The 24,730-nt window shown below is 65.3% G+C and carries 12 protein-coding genes and 2 pseudogenes; 5 read left to right on the forward strand and 9 right to left on the reverse strand.

The features are described from left to right. Positions 1-117 precede the first annotated feature (117 nt). The 3 genes and pseudogenes from M5I08_RS15250 to M5I08_RS15260 all read right to left on the reverse strand — a co-directional run. Positions 118-2,247: pseudogene (locus tag M5I08_RS15250) on the reverse strand (type I polyketide synthase); the annotation flags it as partial. Then, complete coding sequence (locus M5I08_RS15255) at positions 2,244-7,739, reverse strand: type I polyketide synthase (RefSeq protein WP_249762809.1); 5,496 nt, start codon at positions 7,737-7,739, stop codon at positions 2,244-2,246. The pseudogene M5I08_RS15250 and the gene M5I08_RS15255, both read right to left, overlap by 4 nt. A 143-nt stretch (positions 7,740-7,882) precedes the next feature. Beyond that, a complete protein-coding gene (locus M5I08_RS15260) occupies positions 7,883-9,616 on the reverse strand; it encodes an AMP-binding protein (protein WP_219066240.1) in 1,734 nt (577 codons plus the stop codon). A gap of 415 nt (positions 9,617-10,031) precedes the next feature. Here M5I08_RS15260 and M5I08_RS15265 point away from each other — a divergent pair, with 415 nt between their 5' ends. Next, on the forward strand, positions 10,032-11,312 hold the full coding sequence (locus tag M5I08_RS15265) for a hypothetical protein (RefSeq protein WP_219066239.1): 1,281 nt from the start codon (positions 10,032-10,034) through the stop codon (positions 11,310-11,312). An 84-nt stretch (positions 11,313-11,396) separates the two neighbouring features. Next, positions 11,397-12,350 carry an LLM class flavin-dependent oxidoreductase gene (locus M5I08_RS15270; protein WP_219066260.1) on the forward strand — a complete coding sequence of 318 codons (954 nt, stop codon included), beginning with the start codon at positions 11,397-11,399 and terminating at the stop codon, positions 12,348-12,350. A gap of 12 nt (positions 12,351-12,362) precedes the next feature. Here the strand turns inward: M5I08_RS15270 and M5I08_RS15275 are convergent, their stop codons facing one another. Next, a complete protein-coding gene (locus M5I08_RS15275; RefSeq protein ID WP_249762810.1) occupies positions 12,363-13,061 on the reverse strand; it encodes a nitroreductase family protein in 699 nt (232 codons plus the stop codon). A 354-nt stretch (positions 13,062-13,415) separates the two neighbouring features. Here M5I08_RS15275 and M5I08_RS15280 point away from each other — a divergent pair, with 354 nt between their 5' ends. From M5I08_RS15280 to M5I08_RS15290, 3 genes and pseudogenes are all read left to right on the forward strand, one after another. Continuing rightward, complete coding sequence (locus M5I08_RS15280) at positions 13,416-14,258, forward strand: class I SAM-dependent methyltransferase (RefSeq protein ID WP_219066238.1); 843 nt, start codon at positions 13,416-13,418, stop codon at positions 14,256-14,258. A 169-nt stretch (positions 14,259-14,427) separates the two neighbouring features. After that, on the forward strand, positions 14,428-15,270 hold the full coding sequence (locus M5I08_RS15285) for a cytochrome P450 (protein WP_307728190.1): 843 nt from the start codon (positions 14,428-14,430) through the stop codon (positions 15,268-15,270). A gap of 533 nt (positions 15,271-15,803) precedes the next feature. Continuing rightward, positions 15,804-16,124: pseudogene (locus tag M5I08_RS15290) on the forward strand (SAM-dependent methyltransferase); the annotation flags it as partial. A gap of 197 nt (positions 16,125-16,321) precedes the next feature. Here M5I08_RS15290 and M5I08_RS15295 read toward each other — a convergent pair. From M5I08_RS15295 to M5I08_RS15315, 5 genes are read right to left on the reverse strand one after another with little or no spacing between them, the layout of a single operon-like run. Next, entirely contained in the window at positions 16,322-17,581 is a 1,260-nt protein-coding gene (locus tag M5I08_RS15295; protein WP_219066258.1) for a phthiocerol/phthiodiolone dimycocerosyl transferase family protein, read from the reverse strand. Positions 17,582-17,607: 26 nt separating this feature from the next. Next, positions 17,608-18,468, reverse strand: coding sequence for an ABC transporter permease (locus tag M5I08_RS15300; protein WP_219066257.1), 861 nt, complete (start codon positions 18,466-18,468; stop codon positions 17,608-17,610). Next, on the reverse strand, positions 18,468-19,277 hold the full coding sequence (locus M5I08_RS15305; protein ID WP_249762811.1) for an ABC transporter permease: 810 nt from the start codon (positions 19,275-19,277) through the stop codon (positions 18,468-18,470). The genes M5I08_RS15300 and M5I08_RS15305 overlap by 1 nt, the downstream gene beginning before the upstream one ends. Continuing rightward, complete coding sequence (locus M5I08_RS15310) at positions 19,274-20,317, reverse strand: ATP-binding cassette domain-containing protein (protein WP_219066236.1); 1,044 nt, start codon at positions 20,315-20,317, stop codon at positions 19,274-19,276. The genes M5I08_RS15305 and M5I08_RS15310 overlap by 4 nt, the downstream gene beginning before the upstream one ends. Then, a complete protein-coding gene (locus M5I08_RS15315) occupies positions 20,310-24,698 on the reverse strand; it encodes a type I polyketide synthase (RefSeq protein WP_249763375.1) in 4,389 nt (1,462 codons plus the stop codon). The genes M5I08_RS15310 and M5I08_RS15315 overlap by 8 nt, the downstream gene beginning before the upstream one ends. Positions 24,699-24,730: the final 32 nt, after the last annotated feature.

The following is a 24,730-nucleotide window of genomic DNA, read 5'->3' on the forward strand; positions in this document are numbered from 1 at the left end:
ACCTGGATGATTCTGGATTGTGGTCTTTAGCCCGCGGCGGGCAGGTATGCCGGGGTGGGGTTGGCGACGCTCGGCAGCGGGAGTTTCGCGGCGGTGAGGTAGACGATTGTGATCATGACCATAGCAACGCCACAGCTGGGTCAGCGCCAATCCCATCGCCACCAGCACCGGCTGGATGCGCTCAATGCCGACCACCGGCTTTCCGGCGGCCAGCACCTCCTGCAGCGAAAACCCCGCCTGCTCAACAAAAACCGGCTCCAACTCAGCCACCGCCGCCGCGAAGACCGGCTCATCGGCCAACAACTGCCGGCCCATGCCCGCCCACTGCGAACCCTGCCCCGAATACACGAACACCGTGCCCGCCCGGCACTGCCCCCGATGCGGGGCCACCACCCCCTCAGCCGACCCGCCCGCCGCCAACGCCCGTAACCCGGCCACCGCCTGCTCACGATCCAACGCCGCCACCGTCGCAAACACCGCATGCCGGGCCCGATGATGATTGACGGTATGGGCCACCTCGGCCAGCGCCACACCGGCCCCCTGACCCTCCATCCACCCCGCCAGCATCCCCGCCGCCGAGGCCACCCGCTGCGCCGTCTTGCCCCCCACCACCAGCGTGGTCACCGCCGAGGCCGGCTCCGGCCCGCCCGCCGCCACAGGCCCCGGATCCGGCCCTTGCTCCACCACCACATGAGCATTGGTGCCACCGAAACCAAACGCCGACACCCCCGCCCGCCGCGGCTGACCTGTCACCGGCCAGTCACGAGGCTCATCAACAACTTTCAGTCGCAGATTGTCAAAAGGGATGAGCGGGTTAGGGTTGTCGAAGTTCAGGCTGGCCGGGATGCGCCCACGCTGCACCGCCAGCACCGCCTTGATAAACCCCGCGATCCCGGCCGCGGCCTCCAGATGACCCAGATTCGACTTCAGGGCACCGATCAGCAGCGGAGCGCTTTCCGGGCGTCCGCGGCCCAGCACCCGTCCCAGGGCGCGGGCTTCAATGGGATCACCGAGCAACGTGCCGGTTCCATGGGCCTCGACATAGTCGACCTGACGCGGCTCGATGCCGGCATTGGCGTAGGCCGCGCGCAGCACGTCCATCTGCGCTGCCGGATTGGGCGCCATCAACCCATTGGACCGGCCATCCTGGTTGACCGCCGAACCGCGCACCACCGCCAACACCGGATCACCGTCGGCCACGGCGTCGGCGAGCCGCTTGAGCACCACCACCCCACAGCCCTCACCACGAACAAAACCGTCGGCGCCGGCGTCAAAAGCATGACACCGACCCGTCGGCGACATCGCCTCGGCCACATCAAAACTGCGGGTCACAGCAGGCGACAGCAGCAGGTTAACCCCACCGGCAACGGCCAGGCTGGACTCACCGGCCCGCAGACTCTGGCAGGCCAGATGCACCGCGACCAGCGATGACGAACACGCCGTATCCACCGTCACCGACGGCCCCCGCAGGTCAAGAAAATACGAAAGCCGGTTGGCGATGATGCTCAGCGCACCCCCGGTACCCGACCACGCATCCACCTGGCTCAAATCCATCGACGCCAAATACCCGTACTCCCCGGCACAGGCCCCCACAAAAACCCCGGTCCGGCTCTGACGTAACGAATCAGCCCGAAGACCGGCATGCTCCAACGCCTCGTAGGCCACCTCCAGCAACAGCCGCTGCTGCGGATCCATCTTGGCCGCTTCCCTCGGCGAGATCTCGAAGAACTCCGCATCAAAAGCGTCGATATCGGTCAAAAACGAACCCCAACGCGTCGTGCCCGACAACGCGGCAGCCACCTCCGGCGAACCGTCATCAAAACCCGCCCACCGATCCGGCGGCACCTCCCCCACCGCGCACCGACCATCACCCAGAAACCGCCAAAAACCCTCGGGCCCAAAGACATCACCCGGGAAACGACACCCCACACCGATCACAGCCACCGGGTCGTCAGCCGAAATTTGGTCCTGGCGCGGTACCGGCTCGGTATCGGAATCAGGTTCGCAGCTGGTAAGAAATCGCGCCAAGTCGTCGATGGTCGGGTGTTGCCATAACTCGACGGGCGACACCGGGCGCTCGAGCAATTCGGACAGCTCGCCGGAGAGCACCACCGCATCGCGCGAACCGATCCCCAGATCCGAGAACGATGCATCCGGGTCGACCTCTCCCGGGTCGCAGCCGATGGTCGCGATGAGATAATCGGTCAGCCAGGTCCGCAACTCAGCGCCGGAAGGAGTCGCCGTCATTGCGCCGATTCCACGTGAGCGAATAACTCGTCGAGCACGCGGCCCGATGAAGCCGCCTGCCCATTTGCATCATCCACCGAATCTTGGTGATGCGACAGCTTTTTGGCGAGGTGCTCCGTCAACGCGGCGATCGTCGGGTGATTCCAGAGCATCGTCACTGATAATTCGATACCGGTCAGTTGCTCAACCTCTCGTCGAATCGACATGGCCATCACCGAGTTGAGGCCCAACTCCGCGAACGGCCGGTCTGACTCCAGTTCCGATTCCACCAGCCGAAGTTCCCGGGCCAGCACTTGCCGCAGCTCGGTCTCGAGTTCGCGCAGCAGTTCCTCGGCGGACAACTCAGACCACGCGCGCACCGGCGTCGATTCGCCGGGCCCGGCGGAGTCAGTCGCCGACATCGGAGCCATCACCGCTTGGGCGACGTCGTAACAGTCCACATACTGCCATGCGGCGAAAGCCTCTTCCGCGCTTAGCGGTCGCGATCCGTGCCGCTCGAGCTCGTGGACCGTGACCGCGGCGTCGGCGCCGAAGCCGCGTCCCTGCCAGGCCACCCAGTCCAGGCTGACGGTATGGCAGCCTTGTCGGTGACGCGTTCGCGCCAAGCAGTCGAGGTACGCATTGGCCGCCGCGTACCCAGCCTGCCCCGGCACGCCGAACACCGTTCCCGCCGAGGCGGTCAGGTAAAAGAAGTCGAGATGCTGCGGCGGGAAAGTCATGTGCAACGACTGCGACCCGGCGATCTTCGGCCACATGACCCGCTGGAACGTGGCGTGTGTCGTCTCGGTCAGAAGTGCGCTTTCGGTGACGCCGGCGGCATGGATGACACCGCGGATCGGCGGTGACCCTTCGCGGTCGCGCTTGGCCAGCAGTATTCGAAGCGCCTCTGGCGAACCGATGTCGAGGGCCACCGCGTCGACCGTGACGCCGCGGTACTCCAGCGCTCGAATCGCGGCGATCTTGTCGTGCAGATCCGTGTCGCTGGTGCTGTCCCAGTCGCGCCTGGGCGGCAGCGGGGTGCGGCCCACCAAGATCAGCCGACGTGCACCGCGGTCCGCCAGCCAGCCGGCCATCAACAGCCCGAGTGCACCCATGCCGCCGGTGATCATGTATGCCGCGTCCGGCCGACACCGCAGTGGCTCACGCACCGGTTGACCGGAGATCGGCGCCATCGTCGAGGCGAGAAGCTCGCCGTCGCGCAGCACCAAAATCCGTTTGGCCGCCCCCGGCAAAACTTTCGACAGCGCCGTGACGCAATCCTCGACATCGTCTCCGACCGGGACGTCGACGAGGCCGCCCCACAGGTTCGGGTGCTCGGCTGCGATGACGGCGGCGAGTCCCCACAAGCTGCTTTGCGGCAGCGCCGTTCGCGAGACGGCCTCGTGCACGCCGCGAGTGATGATCCACAGGGTTACCGGTAGGCGCTCGTGGCGGTCTGCCAGTTGGCGTACTAGATCGGCCACGTCCGACGACAGGGCGGCCGCAGACTCGATGTCGTTGTCGTTGTGGCTTGCCGGGCCTGGTTCGGCGAGGTAGACGACATACCGGGCGTCGGCGGCCCCGGCCGGGGTGTACCCGGTCTCGGTCAGCCGATCTTGCAGCTCCGCGTTGACGGCGTGCTCCCCGCCGACAACGGCGAGTGTGCCCGGCGCCGTCGCCGGGCCGTCATGGTCTTGCGACCAAGCTCGCCAGTCGATCGCATGCGCGCACGAGCGCGGATCGGCGTCGCGGCCGATAGCTTGCGCGGGTCCGGACTCGATATCCGCATATCGCAGCGATCGGATGTCTACGCAGGTAGTGCCCTCGGGGGTGTAGACGGCGATGTCGACGACAAGTTCTTCGGTGTTGCCAGACACCCGGCGGATTTCCACGGCGCCCTGCCGGTCTCCGGAAGAGGTTGACACCCATACGCTTTCGACTGCAGCAGGCACCATGAGTCTCGCGTCGGAGGTGTCCACCAACCGGCCGACGTGGACGGCGGCGTCGAGAAGCGCGACCGTCGATTGCTCGGCCGAACAGACGTCGGCGACAAGACCGCCTGGGGTTGGCCGTAACGCTTGGACCGACCAGGCGAACGGCTGACCATCGACGCCCCAACTCTCGAGAAGCTGGGCAGCCGACCGGATTCCGTTCTCGGCCGTCTCATGGTGGCCGTCGTCGGCGGCCGACCCGTCGATGCCGGCACCGCCGAAGCTGGCCGGCGCCGGCGCCATCCGGCCGCTGACGTGCTTGACCCAGTGGGCGGGGGGCGCCCCGGTTGTCAAATCTGCTGCCGGCGCCGATGACACCGTGACGGATTCGCCGTCGACGACCACCTGGATAATCCGCGGCTGGTCGACAACGATCGGGTGCTCGAATCTGACGTCGGCCACGGCTGATGCTCCGCATTCACCTACTGCGGCGCAAATAGTCTGCAGCAGTACCGACACCGGCACCACTTCAACACCGTGAATTCGATGGCAACCCGGATATGGCTTGGCCTCCGGCAGCAGCCTGGCTTGCCAAAGGCGCGTAGGAGGCGACGTCGCTACGGCGATGTGCGCTCCGAGCAGCGTGCCGAACTTCGGTGCAGACGCGGTTGTGTCCACGCGCTTCTCGGTGGCCAACCAGTGGCGGGTGTGGTGCCAGGGCGTGGTCGGGATGACCGGATGCGGCTCGGCGGGGTGATCGGTCGCAGGCGGTGCGACGGTGTGCGTGGCGTTCAGGTTGGTGTGAAAGGTCAGTGTGTCGTGAGTGTCGCGCTGCAGGGTCCCGATGCTGTGGTGATGGATCTTGCCCAGCGTGTCGCTGATCGCGTAGGTCAGCACCGGATGGGGACTGACTTCCACGAACGTGGCGTAGTTGGCCCCGGCGGCTGCCACCGCCTGGCTAAATTGCACCGGGTAACGCAAATTGGCAGCCCAATAGTTTGCATCGAATACCGGCATCGCGCCGGTGGTGGTCATAACGGGAATGGTGGGGCGGCGTGGCGACAGATCGTCTAGCGCCGTGCGTAATTCCGGCAGCACCGGATCAATGATCGGGTGGTGCGACGCCACGTCGACCTCGATGCGCCGGGCCAACCGATCTTGCGCCGCGACCGCCGCGATCACCGCGTCAACCTCGTCGGGCGGCCCGGCGACCACCGACTGGCGTGGCGAGGCATATACGGCCAACGTGGTTCGCGGGTAGTCAACGATCAATGCCTCGGCGCTTTCCGGGTCCAGGTCAAGTAGCGCCATCGCGCCCTGTCCGGATAACCGTGACATGAGTCGTGAGCGGGTGGCGATGATCCGCAACCCGTCGCGGGGTGTCAACGCTTTGGCCACCACGGCCGCGGTCACCTCGCCCATCGAATGGCCGATCACCGCATCGGGTTGCACACCATAGCAACGCCACAGCTGGGTCAGCGCCAATCCCATCGCCACCAGCACCGGCTGGATGCGCTCAATGCCGACCACCGGCTTTCCGGCGGCCAGCACCTCCTGCAGCGAAAACCCCGCCTGCTCAACAAAAACCGGCTCCAACTCAGCCACCGCCGCCGCGAAGACCGGCTCATCGGCCAACAACTGCCGGCCCATGCCCGCCCACTGCGAACCCTGCCCCGAATACACGAACACCGTGCCCGCCCGGCACTGCCCCCGATGCGGGGCCACCACCCCCTCAGCCGACCCGCCCGCCGCCAACGCCCGTAACCCGGCCACCGCCTGCTCACGATCCAACGCCGCCACCGTCGCAAACACCGCATGCCGGGCCCGATGATGATTGACGGTATGGGCCACCTCGGCCAGCGCCACACCGGCCCCCTGACCCTCCATCCACCCCGCCAGCATCCCCGCCGCCGAGGCCACCCGCTGCGCCGTCTTGCCCCCCACCACCAGCGTGGTCACCGCCGAGGCCGGCTCCGGCCCGCCCGCCGCCACAGGCCCCGGATCCGGCCCTTGCTCCACCACCACATGAGCATTGGTGCCACCGAAACCAAACGCCGACACCCCCGCCCGCCGCGGCTGACCTGTCACCGGCCAGTCACGAGGCTCATCAACAACTTTCAGTCGCAGATTGTCAAAAGGGATGAGCGGGTTAGGGTTGTCGAAGTTCAGGCTGGCCGGGATGCGCCCACGCTGCACCGCCAGCACCGCCTTGATAAACCCCGCGATCCCGGCCGCGGCCTCCAGATGACCCAGATTCGACTTCAGGGCACCGATCAGCAGCGGAGCGCTTTCCGGGCGTCCGCGGCCCAGCACCCGTCCCAGGGCGCGGGCTTCAATGGGATCACCGAGCAACGTGCCGGTTCCATGGGCCTCGACATAGTCGACCTGACGCGGCTCGATGCCGGCATTGGCGTAGGCCGCGCGCAGCACGTCCATCTGCGCTGCCGGATTGGGCGCCATCAACCCATTGGACCGGCCATCCTGGTTGACCGCCGAACCGCGCACCACCGCCAACACCGGATCACCGTCGGCCACGGCGTCGGCGAGCCGCTTGAGCACCACCACCCCACAGCCCTCACCACGAACAAAACCGTCGGCGCCGGCGTCAAAAGCATGACACCGACCCGTCGGCGACATCGCCTCGGCCACATCAAAACTGCGGGTCACAGCAGGCGACAGCAGCAGGTTAACCCCACCGGCAACGGCCAGGCTGGACTCACCGGCCCGCAGACTCTGGCAGGCCAGATGCACCGCGACCAGCGATGACGAACACGCCGTATCCACCGTCACCGACGGCCCCCGCAGGTCAAGAAAATACGAAAGCCGGTTGGCGATGATGCTCAGCGCACCCCCGGTACCCGACCACGCATCCACCTGGCTCAAATCCATCGACGCCAAATACCCGTACTCCCCGGCACAGGCCCCCACAAAAACCCCGGTCCGGCTCTGACGTAACGAATCAGCCCGAAGACCGGCATGCTCCAACGCCTCGTAGGCCACCTCCAGCAACAGCCGCTGCTGCGGATCCATCTTGGCCGCTTCCCTCGGCGAGATCTCGAAGAACTCCGCATCAAAAGCGTCGATATCGGTCAAAAACGAACCCCAACGCGTCGTGCCCGACAACGCGGCAGCCACCTCCGGCGAACCGTCATCAAAACCCGCCCACCGATCCGGCGGCACCTCCCCCACCGCGCACCGACCATCACCCAGAAACCGCCAAAAACCCTCGGGCCCAAAGACATCACCCGGGAAACGACACCCCACACCGATCACAGCCACCGGGTCGTCAGCCGAAATTTGGTCCTGGCGCGGTACCGGCTCGGTATCGGAATCAGGTTCGCAGCTGGTAAGAAATCGCGCCAAGTCGTCGATGGTCGGGTGTTGCCATAACTCGACGGGCGACACCGGGCGCTCGAGCAATTCGGACAGCTCGCCGGAGAGCACCACCGCATCGCGGGACGAGACCCCCAAGTCTTTCAGCGAGGCGTGGAAGTCGATGTCGTCGGGACTGCATCGGACGTTGGTGACCAGGTGGTCGACAAGCCAGTGCCGAAGCGCCGGCTCATCGAGGGGGGCATTCATGCGGTGACATCCAATCGGGCGACTCGGTTGAGCCGATAGCTCGAAGGCTCGATTGCTGGCATTGATACTCCCGTGCGGCTTCCGGGCCTGGCGGACTGGGCGCTCCTATGCTGTGGGCTTACTGCCACTTTGGCCGGAAGACCTCATGCGGGCGCGTCTAGTCGGGTGAATTCTCCGTGGTAATAACGTTCGGCGCACGCTGAGCGGCGGACTTTCCCGCTGGTAGTGATCGGGATGGAACCGGGCGACACCAAGACCACGTCTGCGACGCGTACGCCGTGCACCCCCGAAATCGCAGACGTCACTTCGTGCTTCACGCTGTGCAGCTCCTCGTCTGAACTGTCCCGCGTCTTGAACTCAACGATCACGGCCAGCTGCTCCATGCGTTCGGTCGGGATGGAGATCGCCGCTGCACGACTCCCGGTGATCTCCTGGACCGTCGCTTCAATGTCATCGGGATAGTGATTACGCCCATCCACAATCAGCAAATCCTTGATGCGGCCGACGATGAACAGCTCACCGTCGGATATCACGCCCAAGTCGCCGGTGCGAAGCCAGGGCTCCGGTGGCGTGCCCGCGGACGGATCGACAAGTCGTCCGCCGAAGGTCCGCTCCGACAGTTCGGGGTTTCGCCAGTAGCCGCCGGCGACGTTGTCGCCGTGCACCCAGATTTCGCCGACCTCGTCGGCCGGTTTCTCGGCGCCCGTCTGGGGGTCGACGATCCGCACGGTGCAGGCGCGTGGTGCCCCATGGCCGACCAGCTCAGAACCGCCTCCGCTGTCGCAGCGCTTTGCGTGGCCGGCCGAAAGCTTCTCGTAATCGAAGCGGACGGTCGTCGGCGGACGGCCGGGGTTCGACGACGCCACATACACCATTGCCTCGGCCAAGCCGTACGAGGGCTTCAGCGCGGTGGGCGGGAGGTTGTAGCGGGAGAACCGCTCGGTGAAACGCCGAAGCGTCGCGGCGCGCACCCGTTCGGCACCGCTGAGGATGGTGTGCACGTTGCCTAAGTCCAGCCCGGCCATGTCCTCGTCGGACGTGCGCCGCGCAGCCAGCTCGAATGCGAAGTTCGGCGCTGCCGAGAACGATCGGTTGCCGGCCAGCATCTGCAGCCACCTGGCGGGTTTCTGCAGGAAAGCCATCGGGTCAGTCAGCACCGCCGGAAAGCCCCGCAATGTCGGGGCCAGAACGCCCAGTAGCAAGCCCATGTCGTGATAGAAGGGCAACCACGAAACCATCGTGAGGCCCGGCGGCGGAACCTTTCCATTGTCCTCGAAATAGTCGGCTATCACCTGGTCCAGGTTGGCAATCACGTTCTTGTGCGTCACCGTGACAGCCGCCGGCGCGCGAGTCGAGCCGGAGGTGTATTGCAGCAGGGCGGTTTGGGTGGGCGATATCTCGGGAGGCCGAAAGTCGGCCGGTGTGTCGAGGTCAAGGGCGTCGACGCCGATCACCGCCGGTGCAGCGCCGGGAAGCGCGTGGGCATAGCCGACGACATCGCTTACGGCCGCCGACGTCGTCAGGATCGCGGTGGGTTCGCAGTCACTGAGCGCGGCCGATACGCGCTCGTCGTGCGCGCCGAACTGCGGAACCGACAGCGGAACCGCGATGTAGCCGGCTGCCATGGCTCCGAGCAACCCGACGATGTAGTCCAAGCCCTGCGGAGCGCAAATCGCGACGCGGTCGCCCGGCGACCCGCACAAGGCCAGTTCGGCAGCGACGGCGTGCGCGCGCACTGAAATCTGCGACCACGTCAACGTCTCGGAATATCCGGCCGGGTCAAGTGCGTAGTCGATGAACGTGTATGCGGGCGCATCCGGACGCTGTCGGGCTTGCTCGCGCAGTACAGCGGGTATAGAGCGCTGGCCAGCAGGCATCAGGACACCTTCCCTGCATCGTCTGAGCCCCCGACCGCGCCGCCCAAGGTGGTGGCAGCCTAAGAGCAGGTTAACAGAGGGCTTCGACTTCCCGGCAAGTATCGGCCTGCATCTGCACTCGGGAGCAGACAGTTAATTTACTAGAGCGCAACGAAATACGACCTCAGCCTTGACTAGACCTTGAACCCGGTGGCTGCCGTCGGATGGCAAAACTTCGGGTGCCATCGCTCTTGAACACTCAGGTTAAATTAAGGTAAGTTCAGATTCATTCTTAGCTAGGTTTGGCGCAGTTCGGCGGAGGAGGGGGAGCATCATGCAGTTAGTTGCACGCCCGGCTGCCATCGCGGGTTCGGCGCTGATAGCGTCCAGCCTCTTGGCGGTCACCCCGGTCTCGTCGCCACCTGATCTGCCCCGGGTGTCCAGCGCGGACGTGCGTCTGGTCGACGCCGAAAGCGGCCTGCTCGGCGACCTGGGCCTGGGCAGCCTTCCGGGCGTTTTGAGTGACGCCGGTAGCAGCTCTAGTGGTCTTCTTGACCAAAGCAGCCTGCTCTGGATCCCGTACAACATTTTCGCCGACATCGTCAACATCCCCTACACCGAGTCGCAGGCGCTGCAGGAAGATGCGTACGCCCTCGGGCCGGCGGGCTCGACCGGGGGGGTGGCGGGATGGATTCCGCCGGGCGCCACCGTGGCGGACCATGGCGTCGATGTCATTAATGGGCAGGATTACTACACCGAGGGCGGGACCGGCAGCTGGTTGATGGAATCCATCGGCAACACCTGGGGCTGGGACAACGGCAACTGGCCGCAGTTAGACGCGCTGCTGCACTTTGTGCTGCCGCTTCAGTGGACCGAAGGTTTGGCCGAGTCAGTGCAGTCCGTCGCGCAGTCCTCGTTCATCGATGGAGCGCAGGACGCGAACTGCGAGATTCAATGCTCCGACCCGGTGGGTTATCTCGGCGGTTGGTTGACCCATCTTGGTAACGTGTTTAGCTCGACATACCCGACAACAACAACGGACACTATCGGGGAAAACGGCGCGGCCACCAGCGTTTTCCCGGACGGGGTCGTCAACGTCGGTCCGCCGGGCACCGAGACCACTGCCATCTGGTCGGGTCAGCAAGTGCCCTTCAATCCACTACTGGAGCCATTCGAAGCCATTTGGCAGAATGCGGTCGAAGGTCCGGCTAACAACCCGATCATGCTCCCCAATATTGGAGATCTCTTCGACAGCGCTGTCAAACTCGGCCAAGACCTCGTCAACGACTTCGACCCGCTCATCGAGGGCAGTTTCGCTTACTGGGGCGCCGATACGCTCTATAGCGTCCCGTCCGCGATCGGCGGACTAGTTCACGACGCCTCGTTGGGCCTCATACCGAACGAATTCGTTTTGCCCAACAACGGCGCGGAGCCCATTACCGGGTACACCACGAATATTTCAGACGTGCTTCCGGGCCTGGAGCAGGGGTTCCAGTTCCTGCTGAATGGCCTGGAAGGCTACTTCAACCCGGCCACCTACGGTGCAAGCGCGACAGACGCCGCGCTCGGAGCACTGAGTGATTCCGCCCCGCTCTCAAGCGAGCTCAGCGCTCTGCTGTCCAGCACCGGAACCGACCTCGCGTCACTCGCGGGCCCGGGGCTTGGGGCAGATGTCAGCTCACTGCTTTCCGAGCTGGCAACGTCGCTCACCCCCTAGCGTTGAGAACAACATCCCGTCAGCGCGCTCGCTAGTACGGTCGCTACCGTGACGTTGCTTGTTCGCGGGAATGCGTCGGCGCGGATGGCCAAATTGCGGTTCGGCATCCTCGACGGGATCGTCAACTCCCGCGTGTCACCGACTCTGCTGCCCGCGACGAGTTACCTGACCGCCGCCGCAACGGGCGCCGATTCGTTCTGGGTCGGTGACCATCTCAACGCGATGTTGCCGCGCTCGCTCGCGACCCCTGAGCATTTCGGCATCGCCGCCAAACTGGTGCCCGACGTTGACGCGGTGCTCGAACCGTGGACGATGCTCGGGCACCTCGCCGCCCGCAACCGGGTTCGCCGACTGCGACTCGGCGTGTGCGTCACCGACGCCACCCGCCGCCACCCGGCAGTCACGGCGCAGGCCGCCGCAACGCTGCACCTGCTTACCCGGGGCCGTGCCATCCTCGGCATCGGGGTGGGAGAACGGGAAGGCAACGAGCCCTACGGGGCGAAGCGGATCAAGCCGGTGGCAGAGTTCGAAGAAGCCATCGCCACAATCCGCGCGCTATGGAACTCGGGCGGAAAGCCCGTTTCCCGTGATTCAGCGTACTTTCCGTTGAGCAACGCCATGTTCGCGCTTCCGCCGTACCGCGGGAGATGGCCCCAGATCTGGATAGCGGCGCACGGCCCGCGGATGCTGCGTATCACCGGACGCTGTGCCGATGCCTGGATCCCCTTCGTGCTATCTCGGCCCGCCGACTACGCTCGCGCCCTCGAGGCCGTACGCACTGCGGCCTCCGACGCCGGTCGCGACCCCATGTCGATCGTCCCCGCGATAAACCGTGCCGTGGTCACCGGTCGAAACCGCGACGACGTAGCCGAAACGCTGGAACCCGACGAGGTCATCGACCAATTCGCCGAATGGCGCGATCATGGGCTCAGATACCCCCTCATTCTGAACGCCAGCCCACTCAATCCTCGGTTACGCAAGACATTGGCCGCTAATGCACCATTTCTGAAGATTCTTCGCGGAATTAAAAAGCTTTGAACGAAAGCGCATTCAGGCGTGGCCCCAGGCTCGATTGCCGTAGGTATCGAGATGCGTCACCTCGGCGACGGGCCTTCGAGTCGTGGGGCCGTAGCGCCCGCGCGGCCAGCCGAGCGGTACCACGCACAAGGGTGTCACCGAATGCGGCAACTTGAGGGCTCTGCGTGCGGACGCCACGCTCCACAGTGGCAAGGTAATCAGCGACGCACCCAACCCCATGGCGCGTGCCGCCAGCAGCAAGTTCTGCACGCTGGGATAAATCGACCCGTAGTATCCGGATTCGGCGGCATGCGGCAGCGGCATCAGCGGCAGCTTCCCGTCCCGCACACCGAGCCGCAGACAAGCCACCACCAGGACCGGGATCTCGGTGAAGTGGTCGACCTGCCACTGCACCGCGCGAGCCACCTTCGCCATCGACTCGTCGCGGGCAGCGACTCGGCGGATGATAGCGCGATAGTAGAGTGACCAGGCCTGCCGGTAGCGCTTGGCGAGCTTCTTTTTGATGCGGTCGTCCTTGACTACGATGAATTCCCAGTTCTGACCGTTGGCGCCGGTCGGTGCTCGCAGCGCCAGCTCGATGCATTTCAACACCACCGCGTCGTCGACGGGGTCGGGGTGCACGCGGCGCACTGCGCGCTGGGTCATCATCGCGTCGCACAACGGCATGTCGAGTCGGGCGAGCGCCTCGGCGGCGATCTGCGTGTCGGTCATATTCCGAAGGCGTCCTCAGTTGGCACGTCTGCGTCACGACCTTTCTGGCGGCCGCCGCTTTCCGGCACCCGAGCCGGCAAGACAGTTCCCGGCGATGGTCGGTAAATATACGCGGCGTCGGCGGCCGTGGTGGGGTGGTCCACGGTAAGCGTGGCAACGCGAAGTCGAGCCCTTCGAGCTTCCACTTCTCGACGGCGCCCATACCGGGAATGTTGTTTGAGGGGCGGCGCGAATCGGCGACCTGCCTGGTCGAGGCCATAGCCGCTTCAGCGTACGGCGCGCCTGGTGGACTGCGACAGCAAATGGGTGACCCGCCGGCGGGGAAACGCCAATCCGGCTTATAGCCTCGGGTGCGTGACCGAGAAAGTTCCCGTCGATCTCAGCGGCGCTGCGCAGACGATGCTGGCGACGCTGTACCTCAAGGCGCTGGACGCCGATTTCGCCCGCCCAGTCCTTGGTGATCGGTACGCGAGGGAAGCGGTCAGCCGCCTCGACTACGATTTCCGCGAAATTGGCATCACCGCCAGATGGGCCCCGCTGATCACCGTGCGGACAGCCCAGTACGACATCTGGGCGCGTCAGTTCCTGGCCGTCCACCACCAGTGCACCGTCATGCATCTCGGGTGCGGTTTGGACAGCCGGGTGTTTCGGCTAGACCCCGGGCCGGACGTGCGGTGGTATGACATCGACTATCCGGCCGTCATCGCATTGCGCGAGAAGATCTACCCCGCGCGCCCGCGATATCACCTCCTTGCCAGTTCCGCGACGGATCAATCCTGGCTGGACCAGATTCCTGCGGACCGCCCCGTGCTGCTGTTGGCCGAGGGCATCAGCATGTATCTGGCGGACCACGAGGGCGTCGCGCTGCTGCGCCGCGTCGTCGACCGCTTCCGCTCCGGTGAACTGCAGATCGACTTCTACAACAGGTGGGCAATCAGGTCGCAGAAGATGCACACGTTGGTGCGGCGAACCGGGTCGACGCTGCACTGGGCGGTCGATAGCCCGCAGGACATCCTAAGCCAAGTCCCCGGGGTCCGATTGCTGATCGCCGTCACGTTCTTCGATGCCAGCACGTTTCGTCGCGCATCCGGCGGGTTCCGGTTGCTCAGCGGGCTGGTTGGTGTAGTCCCGCCCGTGCGCACGGCACTGCAATACCATCGCTATGCGTTCGGACCCGTGACGTGCTCCCCGTCGTGACGAGCGGGCTCGACCTGCCTGCGCGCCTGGGCCGATCCGCCGCGGGTGTGGCGTGCCAACGGTTTCGACCAACTCGCCAGGACCGCGGACACCGAAGATCGTGCAGGGCATCGCGTTCTTGGCTACAACGCACGGAATGTTTGCTGCCCTGGGCCGACGGTAGGGCCGGGTGTTTACCGTCAACTTGTCGCTCTTCGGCCAGGCGGTGGTGATCAGCGACCCAGTCTTGGTCAAGGATCTCTTCACCGCCAGCGTCGATCTGATCGAACGCCCCACCGGGGCAGGCCATCTCGGGGAGGCGTTCGGCACGGGGTCCACGTTCAGCCTTGGCGGCGAGGAGCTTTTGGCACGCCGCAAATTGGTGGTCCCGCCGTTTCACGGCAAGCGGGTGAGAAGCTACGAGCACATCGTAGAAGACGAGGTGACGCGCGAGATCGCGAACTGGCCGCAGGGCCGCGAGCTCAAAACGCTGCAGCCGATGATGCGCATGGCCGACACTGCCCTCGACGAGCGCAGCGACGTGCTCGCGCTGCTGGTCCAGGCCCGCTACGACGACGGTGAGCCGATCCCGGATCGGCACATCGCCGACGAGTTGCTGACATTGGTGGCCTCCGGTCATGAGACAACGAGCGCAGGATTGGCCTGGAGTGTGGAACGGTTGCGCCGGCATCCGTCGCTGCTGGCGCGACTGACCGAGGAAGTCGACGCCGGCGGATCTGCGCTGCGGCAGGCCACGATCTGGGAAGTGCTGCGCACCCGGTCGGTTCTCGAAGGCGCCACGCGGCGCACCAAGAAGCGAATCCGGTTAGGGGACTGGGTGCTTCCGGAAAACACCGCAGTGATATTGAGTATCCGAGTGGCGCATGCCGCAGAGGAGAGCTTTCCGGACGCGGCGTCGTTCAACCCGGACCGATTCGTCGGCGTCGGCGCCCCGAAGCCCTTCGCCTGGATTCCGTTCGGCGGCGGCGTCAACCGTTGTATCGGCTCAGCGCTAGCCAACATGGAACGCTAGCCAACATGGAAATGGATGTCACGTTGCGCACAATGCTGCGCGAATTGCGGTTCGCGCCCACCGATGCGCCGGGCGAACGGCGTCACTGGCGCGGTGTGGCGACGGTGCCGGCGCGGGGCGGCCGGGCCGTGGTTTACCGGCGGAGCCCTAAGGTGTCTGGCCGGTAAGTTCGTCGGAGGTTGTTACCAGACGCCGCTGGCGCCGAGTCTGCGCTGGTGGCGTCGAGCCTGCGTTCAGCGCTAGCTTTTCCGCGTTGGCGTCGCCGCCACCGCAGTCTCGGCACCTCAGCGAACAGACCGACGAACGTACGAGCGAGGCCACTTGGACTTAGCCGGTATCGCCGCCGACCGTCAACCGGACGTTCGTGGATCTTCCCGCCGCGCCAACCGCTCGGCGCCTACTCGCCGGACGCCCCGCAGTTCGCGAAGATCCGCGCCGAGATCTTCTGCGTGGCATACTCGCCGGACGTGGCCGTAACTCGCATGCCCCACCCGGCAAAGTCCATCGGTAACGCCTCATGGTTCAAAAAGGTCATGGTCAAGTACTGGTATCCCTTCTTGACCCGCCGGTGGGATGCAGAGGACGTCCTTCTTCTCGACTACGGCTACGAGGAGGATCCGCCGATGGGGCTGCCGCTGGCAGCGTCCGACGAACGCAGCCGATACGGCATCCAGCTCTACCACCGCACGGCAACACAGGCGGATCTGCGCGGCAAACAGGTGCTGGAGGTCAGCTGCGGCCACGGCGGTGGAGCCTCCTACGTTATGCGCACGTTGCGTCCGGCGTCCTACACCGGGCTGGACTTGAACGCAGACGCCATCGCCTTTTGTCGGAAAAGGTACAACCTTGCTGGGCCAGGCTCGCTGATGTACCGCGAACTGCAGCGCGGGCGGCTTTCGTACCGGATGTACTGCTTCGCCAAGGATTGAGCGGCGCGCCGCCCCTCGGCGAGTCCCGCGACGACTGTCGACGAGCGTCCGCTATGGGAAATCCGGGTCAATTCGGCGGCTCGTAATTCCAGTTGAGTGCTTGGGCCCGTAGAAGTTCGGCGTCAATTGACGCCGGTTGCGGCCTGCTGCTCGGCGATGGTACCAAGCAGCGAGTGTATTTCCTCGATCGATTTTCCGGGCGCCGGCGCATGCGTGTGGTACTCGACCACCAATTGCCCCGCGAAGACGTTGCTGAGATACATGTCGATTCCCGCGTTGACAGCGAAGAACAGCTCGTCATGTGTGGCGGTCACTTCCAAACCGGGTGGCATTCGAATCGGAGGCACCATACCGCCGTCGGTCAACATGACGATATCGGGCAAGCCGGGCAGGTTCCCTACGTATTGCGGGCTGTAATGCAGCAGCGACTGCTGCACCACGCCCTCGGCCACGTCCGCCCGAAATGTCTCGACGATGTCCCGAGCCAGGCTTACCACGTCGGTGTTGTGGTCGATCTCGGCAAGATAGGTGGCCACTCCCAACGGGTTTGTGCACGCGGTGGCAGACAGCGGCGGGGAGAGGATGTAGCGCAAATCGACCGGGTAGACATAGGGCACCGGAATATTCGTTCTGCCACGCAGTCGCCACTCCGCCAGGAGAAGAACTGCGGACAGTAACCCGTTGAGCCCAACCCGGTGGGCACGACCAAACGCGATCAGATCCTGTGTTTCGCGCTCGCTCAGCTGACACGCCGCCATCGGGACACGCAGCGGCGAAGCAGGTTTGACGTCGGAGGCGGCACGCCGCGACGGCGGCAGATCGTAAGCGAACGCCGCGGGCATGAACCGCTCGAGCCCCGACCGCTGCTGCTTGTGTATACCCCGTTGAGCAAGAACCGCTTCCAGCGGTTGCGGCGCAGGCTGGACCGTGACCGGCCCCATTCTTCCGTTGCATACCAGATCGGTGTAATAGGAGAACATCTCCTCGACGAGCCGGAACTCGTGGTGGCCGTCGGCAAGTCCGTGATGGACATAGAGAGTCGGCTGCGGGTCTCCCCCGCGCATGGTCAACCGCAAATGGACCAGCGACTCGCTTTGGTCGAGGCGGACAGCGTGGCTGTCGGCGACCGGGTCGTCGATCTCTACCACCTCGATTCCCGGGTGCAGGAGATCGTCAACGGCGATCTGATGCCGCCCGTCGGCACTCTGTTCGAGATGACCACCAAGTACCGGGTGCGCCTCCAGCAGCGCATCGAAGGCGGCCGACAGAGCCTCGGCGTCGATCGGCCCCTGCAGATGCGCGCCGACGCCCACGAAACATTCTGTGTCAGCGAATATTTCTTCGCTGCGCGACAGGTTTCGAATCACCGACGACGAAAACAACCTAAGACCTCCCGGCGGTCCACGATTCATCCACGGGTGCCGGCCCTTCGGTATCCGGTAGCCATCGGTATTGCGCACGTGGCGGCGATGCCCGCCGACCACAGCAACATTTTGACCATCGGCGCCAGCACCGGACCATCGAGCGACAGCCCGCGCATCACGTCGACGGCATAGCTTATCGGCTGATGCGCAACGATTGGCTGAAGCCAGCCTGGGTACTGGTTGACCGGCACAAAGCCGGTGGAAAAGAACATCAGCACTCCCCAAACGATCTCGGTGGCCTCCACCACGATCGTGTTCGCCGTGTACAAGGCGAGGGTGATGACGGCCATCGTGAATGCCACCCCGAACACCGTCGGCACGAACAGCCACGCCACCGAGGCCAGGATCCCTTGCCGGAACCGGAAACCCAGCACCAAGCCGGTGCACATGATGACCGCAGTGGTCACCACGATCCGAAGAACATCGGCCGTCAACCTGGACAGCAGCCCCGATGCCCGGTGCACGGGCACGACCCACATTCGGGAAAGCAAGCCGTCGCCGCGTTCACGCATCAGGTTGATTCCGCCGACCATCGAGCCCGACATGGCTCCGACCATGGCGATCAGCGGGACGCTGCCATACAGAGCGCTGTGCCCGGTGAGCTGCGAAACCCCGTTTCCCAAAACGATGTTCACGGTCACTAATAGCGCGACAGGCATGATTAAGGACTCGAGCACGGTCGCAGGATCGCGACGCCACCGAACGAGTAACCGCACGGTAAGCACCCATGTGTGCGCGACGAGCCGCCACGGTGAGTTTTCGCTACCGTGCCGACGCCCCGCCGGGCGTACATCGCCAAATGCCCAGAAGGTGTCGGTCCTGTTGTCCTCGGCTGCGATCGACATCATCGCCGACTCGAGGAAACGACAACGTGCAGCGGAACCAGAATCACTATGAAGCCCGCCAACCAAATAAGCGTTGGCATCATCACAGGCCAGGTCACCATACCGGCCGCCGGCGTGCGGTCGCCTGCTAATGCACGCAGCGCATTGATGAACTGCGATACCAATTGATCGCGGACGAAGCCTCGAATCCAGGCGGGGAACCGTTCGACCGGTTGCAATCCGACCGACAGCAGACCCAGGACGAGCAACGGCGGCAACAGTAAGGGCGCGGTGGCCGCCGGATTTTGGTTCGCGACCCCGATCACGTCTCCGAGCAACGCCATGGCCGCGCCGACCACCATCACCAATACACAGAAGCCCGCGGTGTGCGCCACACCGCCATAGAACCGGAACCCGATGGCATAGCCGCACGCCAGCGAGACCGCCAGCGCGATGCAGCAGCGGTACATGCTGGCTAACATGCGGGCGGCCAGCGGTGTCAGCGCGGCGATCGGCATGGCTTTGAATCGCCGGTCGATGCCCTGCACCGAGTCGGTCGCCGCCCGCAATGCCGCCGATATGCCGGCGAACGCGACGGCTACCAGCGCGACGAGTGGCATCAGGTACTGCCCATAGCTACTCGTGCCCTGGGCGAAGGCGCCCATGATCCCTTTGAGCGGAAGGTAAAAGTCGACCGTGAACATGACCGGCGCGGCCACCTGGGTACCCAGTTCCCCGTTGCGCAGCGTGGGCCGGATTACGCGTGCGGTCAGCACCCAGCACTGCTGGACAGTCGACACCGCCGGCCGGGCAGCCGCGATACCGGTCACCGCAATATATCCACGTCGATGTGCTCGGTACCGGTGTTGCCCGAGTTCTCCGAAGGATGGCGACCGGAGGTGAATCTGGGTCTGTCGCCGGTGTTTTCGGTTGTCAGCGTTAGAAACACCTCGTCAAGTGACGGGCGACGCAGAGCGATGTCGAGCAGCTCAATGTTGGCCTCGCTTAACCGGTTTAGGGCCTGCGCGAGGGTGTTGGGCCCGCCGGCGGCGGGCATCGAGATGCGGTCGGATGCGGTCGTCAACGCCGCCCTGTTTCTTTCCGGTAACAGCGAGCCGAGCGCTTCGGCCACCGCGAGAAGATCCTGTGGATGGCGGGGCACGATTTCGCAGTAGGTGGCTCCGGTTCGCTCCTTGAGTTCGTCGGCCGTTCCCTCGGCGATGATGGCCCCGTGATCGATCACAACGATGCGATCGCTCAGTGCGTCGGCCTCCTCGAGGTACTGGGTCGTCAACAACGTGGCGATGCCAGCCTCCTTGCACTCGGAAACCAGTTCCCAGATGCTGCGCCGACTGCGCGGATCCAGCCCGGTCGTGGGTTCGTCCAAAAACACCACTTCCGGGCGCACCACTAATCCACAGGCGATGTCGATACGTCGGCGCATGCCGCCCGAATATGTACTGACCCTTCGGTTTGCGGCGTCGACCAAGTCGAATTGGTGGAGAAGCTCGTCGGCCCGCCGCCGGGCCTGCGATTTCCTCAGCCCCTGGAGACGACCGAACATCACCAGGTTTTCCCGGCCGCTCAGCATGTCATCGAGAGCCACATGCTGGCCGGTGAGCATGATCGACCGCCGCACCCCGGCCGGATCGGACAAAACGTCATGCCCGGCAACTTCCGCGCGGCCGCGATCTGGCCTCGTCAGCGTTGACAGGATGTCCACCATGGTGGTCTTGCCGGCCCCGTTCGGCCCCAATAGACCAAGCACTTCCCCACGCCGGATCTTGAAGCTGATATCCGCCAGCGCGACAACGGGACCGAATGTTTTCCTGATCCCGTTGGCGACCACCGCATTGTCGGTGCTAGCCATCCGCTTCCCCGCGACCGATGTCGCTCGATAGGTCCACTAAGGCTAGTTCCTCGCTGTCGGCGTCCATTTCGTCCTCCGCTAGCGCCTCCCGGGTCAGCTCCATCAACGCATCGGCGAACTCGCCGGCCAGCGACTGCACGGTGGCCACGTCGACCCTGCGGGTGTCGTACCACCAGTCCAGGTGCAACACGCCGGCCGTGCGGAATACCCGGAACTCGATTGCGTGACCGAGGCCGGGAATGGCTTCGCGCACCGGCAATGCGGTGTCGGTGTCCAATCGAACGGCCACGTCTTCGCCCAGCGCCGGCAGGTCAGGGATCGCGCCAAGGTAGCAGAAATAGACGTCTGCCGGCGCGGTGGCGCCGAGACTACGCGCTGTCGGCGCGTACAGGTAACGCAGCAAACCATAACCGATTCCGTAGTGCGGGACGGCATTCAGCGTGCTGTGCACGTCGTCGAGCACTTGCTTGGCGCTGGAATCGTCGCCGGCGGCACAGGTCAGCGCGACCGGGTAGACGGTGGTGAACCAGCCCACCGTCCGGCGCAGGTCGACGTCGGGTTTGAGTACCGAGCGACCCTCGCCGTTGAGGTCGACGGCGAGGATGCCCTCACCGACCACCGTGGCAACGGTCCGGCTCAGCGCGGCCAGCAGCATTTCGTCGATGGGTACCTTGAGCCGCCGCCGTGCGTCGTCGATCTCGGTGGTTTCCGCGACGGTCAACGCCGACGCAACCCGGGCCAGATCGGTCACGCCCGGGGCTTCGCCGGCGTTGTCGCCGGCCACTTTGAGATTCGCAGCGGTGACGGTCTGCAGCCAGAAGTCGCGGCTTTCGACGACAGCGGGATGCACGGCCAGTGTCGCGCAGCGCTGGGACCACTCCGCCCATGAGGTAGTGATCGGTTGCAGCGCAATCTCTTCACCGGCCAGCCGCTGGCCGAAGGCGGTGAAGACGTCGGTGAGCAAGATGTCACGCGAGGCGTTGTCGGCGGCGAACGCCGGCACGCTGATCGCGAGGTAGCACGAACCGCCGGCCACGCCACGAACATAGGTGGCGCTCAGCGGCAAGCTGGACAGATCCCGTTCCCGGATCTGCTCGTTGAGGATCCCCAGCAGCGCTTCGCGCTCCTGCGGGCTTCCCGGCGACACCTCGTCTGGAAGGGAGCGGGTGGCCAGGTCGGCGGGTTCCGCCGGCTCGGCCACAACCTGCTCCCAGGCGCCCGCCCGTTCGACGATGCGCAGGCGTAACCCGTCGTGGTGATTGCTGACGGCGGTAAGCACCGCGCGGATGTCGTCGACCGCCACGTCGCGCCGAAGCTGCAGGATCAGCGGGACACGCCACTGGCCGTGTTCGCGCACGCCGTGCTCGAGGAAGTAGGAGATGTTCGGCGGGACTGGTGGATGCGTCACGTCGCCCGGTGATTGACGCGCCAGCCCGCCGATCGCATAACGGGCGGTCAGCGCTTTGGCGAGTGCGGCGACGGTCTGGTTGTCATAAAGGTCTTGGGGTGTAAGGTCCAGCCCTTCGTTGGCGGCGGTCATCGCGACGCTGATCGCGACCAGTGAGTCCCCGCCGAGTTCGAAGAAGTTGGCGTTGCGCTCGACAGTGCTCAGGCCCAGGCACTGCCCCCAAATGCGCTGCAGCGTCGCCTCCATCGGCGACTTGCCGTTTTTGGCCGCGTGGGTGGGCTCGGCAGTCCCGGCTGGGCCCGCGACTGCCGCTCCGTTGGTTGCCGCGGCATCCGCCGCCCAGCTTGTCGCGCGATGCTCCACCCAATGCCGTTGCCGTTCGAACGGATAGCCAGGAAGCGTCACCAGCCGCGCCGGCTGCCCGCCGCGTAGCGGCGCCCAGTCCACATCGACTCCCGCTGCCCAAAGCTGCCCGAGCGCCAGCAGGAACGCGTCGCGATCGTCGCGGTTCTGGGCCTGATGGCGCATCAACCGCACCGCGCTGTGTCCGCTGGACCACCTGGTGTGCCGGGTCGCCGACGCGGTGAGCGTGCCGCCAGGGCCGACTTCCACCAGGATGCGGTGCGGATCGGCGAGCAACTCGTCGACTTCGTCGGAGAACCGGACCGTCGAGCGCACCTGGCGCGCCCACGTCGCGGGACTGGTGGCCTCGCTGGCGGCCAGCCAGGTTCCAGTGACGTTCGACAGCAACCGAATGTGGGGGTCGCCGAGCGTCTGACGGGACAGGAAGCCGGTGAATTCGGGAATCATCGAATCCATCAACCGCGAGTGGAACGCATGCGACGTGCGAACCCGACGTGCGACGATCCCCTTTTCGGTGAGCCGGTCGCTGAACTGGCGGATGCTGTCCTCAGTTCCGGCGACGACGCAGCCACCGGGCTCGTTGACCGCGGCGATGTCGACGTCACCGGTCAGGTGCTCGGCCAGGGCATCGGGGCTAAGCGCCACCGCCACCATCACTCCGCGCGGTGCGGCGTGCATCAAACGGGCCCGCATCGACACCACTTTGACGGCCGTATCGACGTCGAAGACGCCGGCCATGGTTGCGGCCACATACTCCCCGATGCTGTGCCCGGCCATCGCCGCCGGCCGAACACCGTAGCTCTCCACCAGCTTGGCCAGCGCATACTCGACGGTGAAGAGTGCGGGCTGGGTGCGGTCGGTGCGCTCCAGATTGCGCGCGGCGCCTTCGAAGATCTCCGCGCGCAGGTCGACGCCCAGCTCGTCACCGAAGCCCGCGGCGCACCGATCGAAGTGCTCGGCGAACACCGGCTCGCAGTCGTAGAGTCCGCGCGCCATCCCGATGTGCTGAGCGCCCTGACCCGGAAACAGGAAAACGACGCGCTCCGAATTGTCGCCGGTCGCTGCGAATTCGCCGACGAACACGTTGTCGTGCTCGGCAGCCTCCAACACCGCCGTCGCGTCCTGTTGGTCTTTGACGACGGCCGCCAGGCGGACGTTCTCTTTGCGGCGGCGCGTGAGCGAGTACGCCACATCGGGCAGGCTGGCCTCGTCGGCGCCCGACAATTCGGCGGCCAGCGCCGCGCGTGATTGCTGCAGCGCCGCGGCGCTTCGGGCCGACATCAACAGCACCTGCGGACCCGGCTGGGCCGTCGAGACCGGGACCGTCGGCGCTTCTTCAAGCACCACATGCGCGTTGGTGCCACCGACACCGAACGAGCTGACCCCGGCGCGCAGCACGCCATCCCACTCCCACGGGCCGTACTCGCTGCGGACGACGAACGGCCCGCGGTCGAGGTGCAGCTCCGGGTTGGGGCTGGTGTAATGCAACGTGGCCGGGATCGCCCGGTGCTTGAGGCACAGAATCGTCTTGATCAAGCTCGCGATGCCGGACGCGGTCTCCAGGTGACCGATGTTGGACTTGACCGACCCGACATAGCACGGACCGGGGCGGGCCCCTTCGGAAGCAGCGAATGCAAGGCGTAGGCCTTCGATTTCGATCGGGTCACCCAACGGCGTGCCGGTTCCGTGCGTCTCGATGTAGCTCACCGTCGAGGAGTCGACATCGGCGATCGCCTGCGCCTCGGCGATGACATCAGCCTGTCCGGCCGCGTTGGGGGCGGCGTAGGTCATCTTCGTCGCACCGTCGTTGTTCAGCGCCGATCCCCGGATCACGGCGTGGATCCGGTCTCCGTCGTTGACGGCGTCCGCCAACGACTTCAGCACCACCACACCGACTCCGCTGCCGAAAATGGTGCCGTCGGAGCGGACGTCGAAGGGCCGGCAGTGGCCGGTCGGGGACACCATTGATCCGGGGTCGTACCAATATCCGACACGGTGCGGGATTCGCAGCGACGCGCCGCCGGCCAGCGCCATCTCGCACTCGCCGTTCAAGATGCTCTGGCAGGCCAGGTGCACCGCGACCAACGCCGACGAGCAGGCGGTCTGCACCGAGAGCGCGGGCCCGCGCAGGTTGAACTGGTGAGCCACCTTGGTGGCCAGATAGTCCTTGTCGTTCTGCATCGACAGGTTGACCAAGTCGAAAGTGATGCCCTGTCCGATGATCACGTTCGGGTCGTGGTTGGACATGATGTTGTGCAGCAGGTACCCGCTGGTGGTGCTGGTCGCGTACACGCCGACCGAACCCTCGATCTGGGCCGGGTCGTAACCGGCATCTTCGATCGCATGCCACGCCGTCTGCAGGAACAACCGATGCTGTGGATCGGTCATCCGGGCCGCCTGCGGAGTGAAGCCGAAGAACTCAGCGTCGAATTCGTCGATCCCGTCCAGCAATGCGGCGCGCCGCACATACGCGTGGTTGGCCAGCGACTTCTCCGTGACACCCTCTGCCAGCAGGTCGTCTTCGGACAGCGTGACGATCGACTCCTGGCCGCGGCGCAGGTTGTCCCAGAAAGCCGACAGCGTGTTGGCGCCGGGGAACCTGGCCGCCATGCCGACGACCGCGATGGCGCTGGGCGGCAGTT

This window comes from Candidatus Mycobacterium methanotrophicum (assembly GCF_023515995.1).
Lineage (GTDB): Bacteria > Actinomycetota > Actinomycetes > Mycobacteriales > Mycobacteriaceae > Mycobacterium > Mycobacterium methanotrophicum.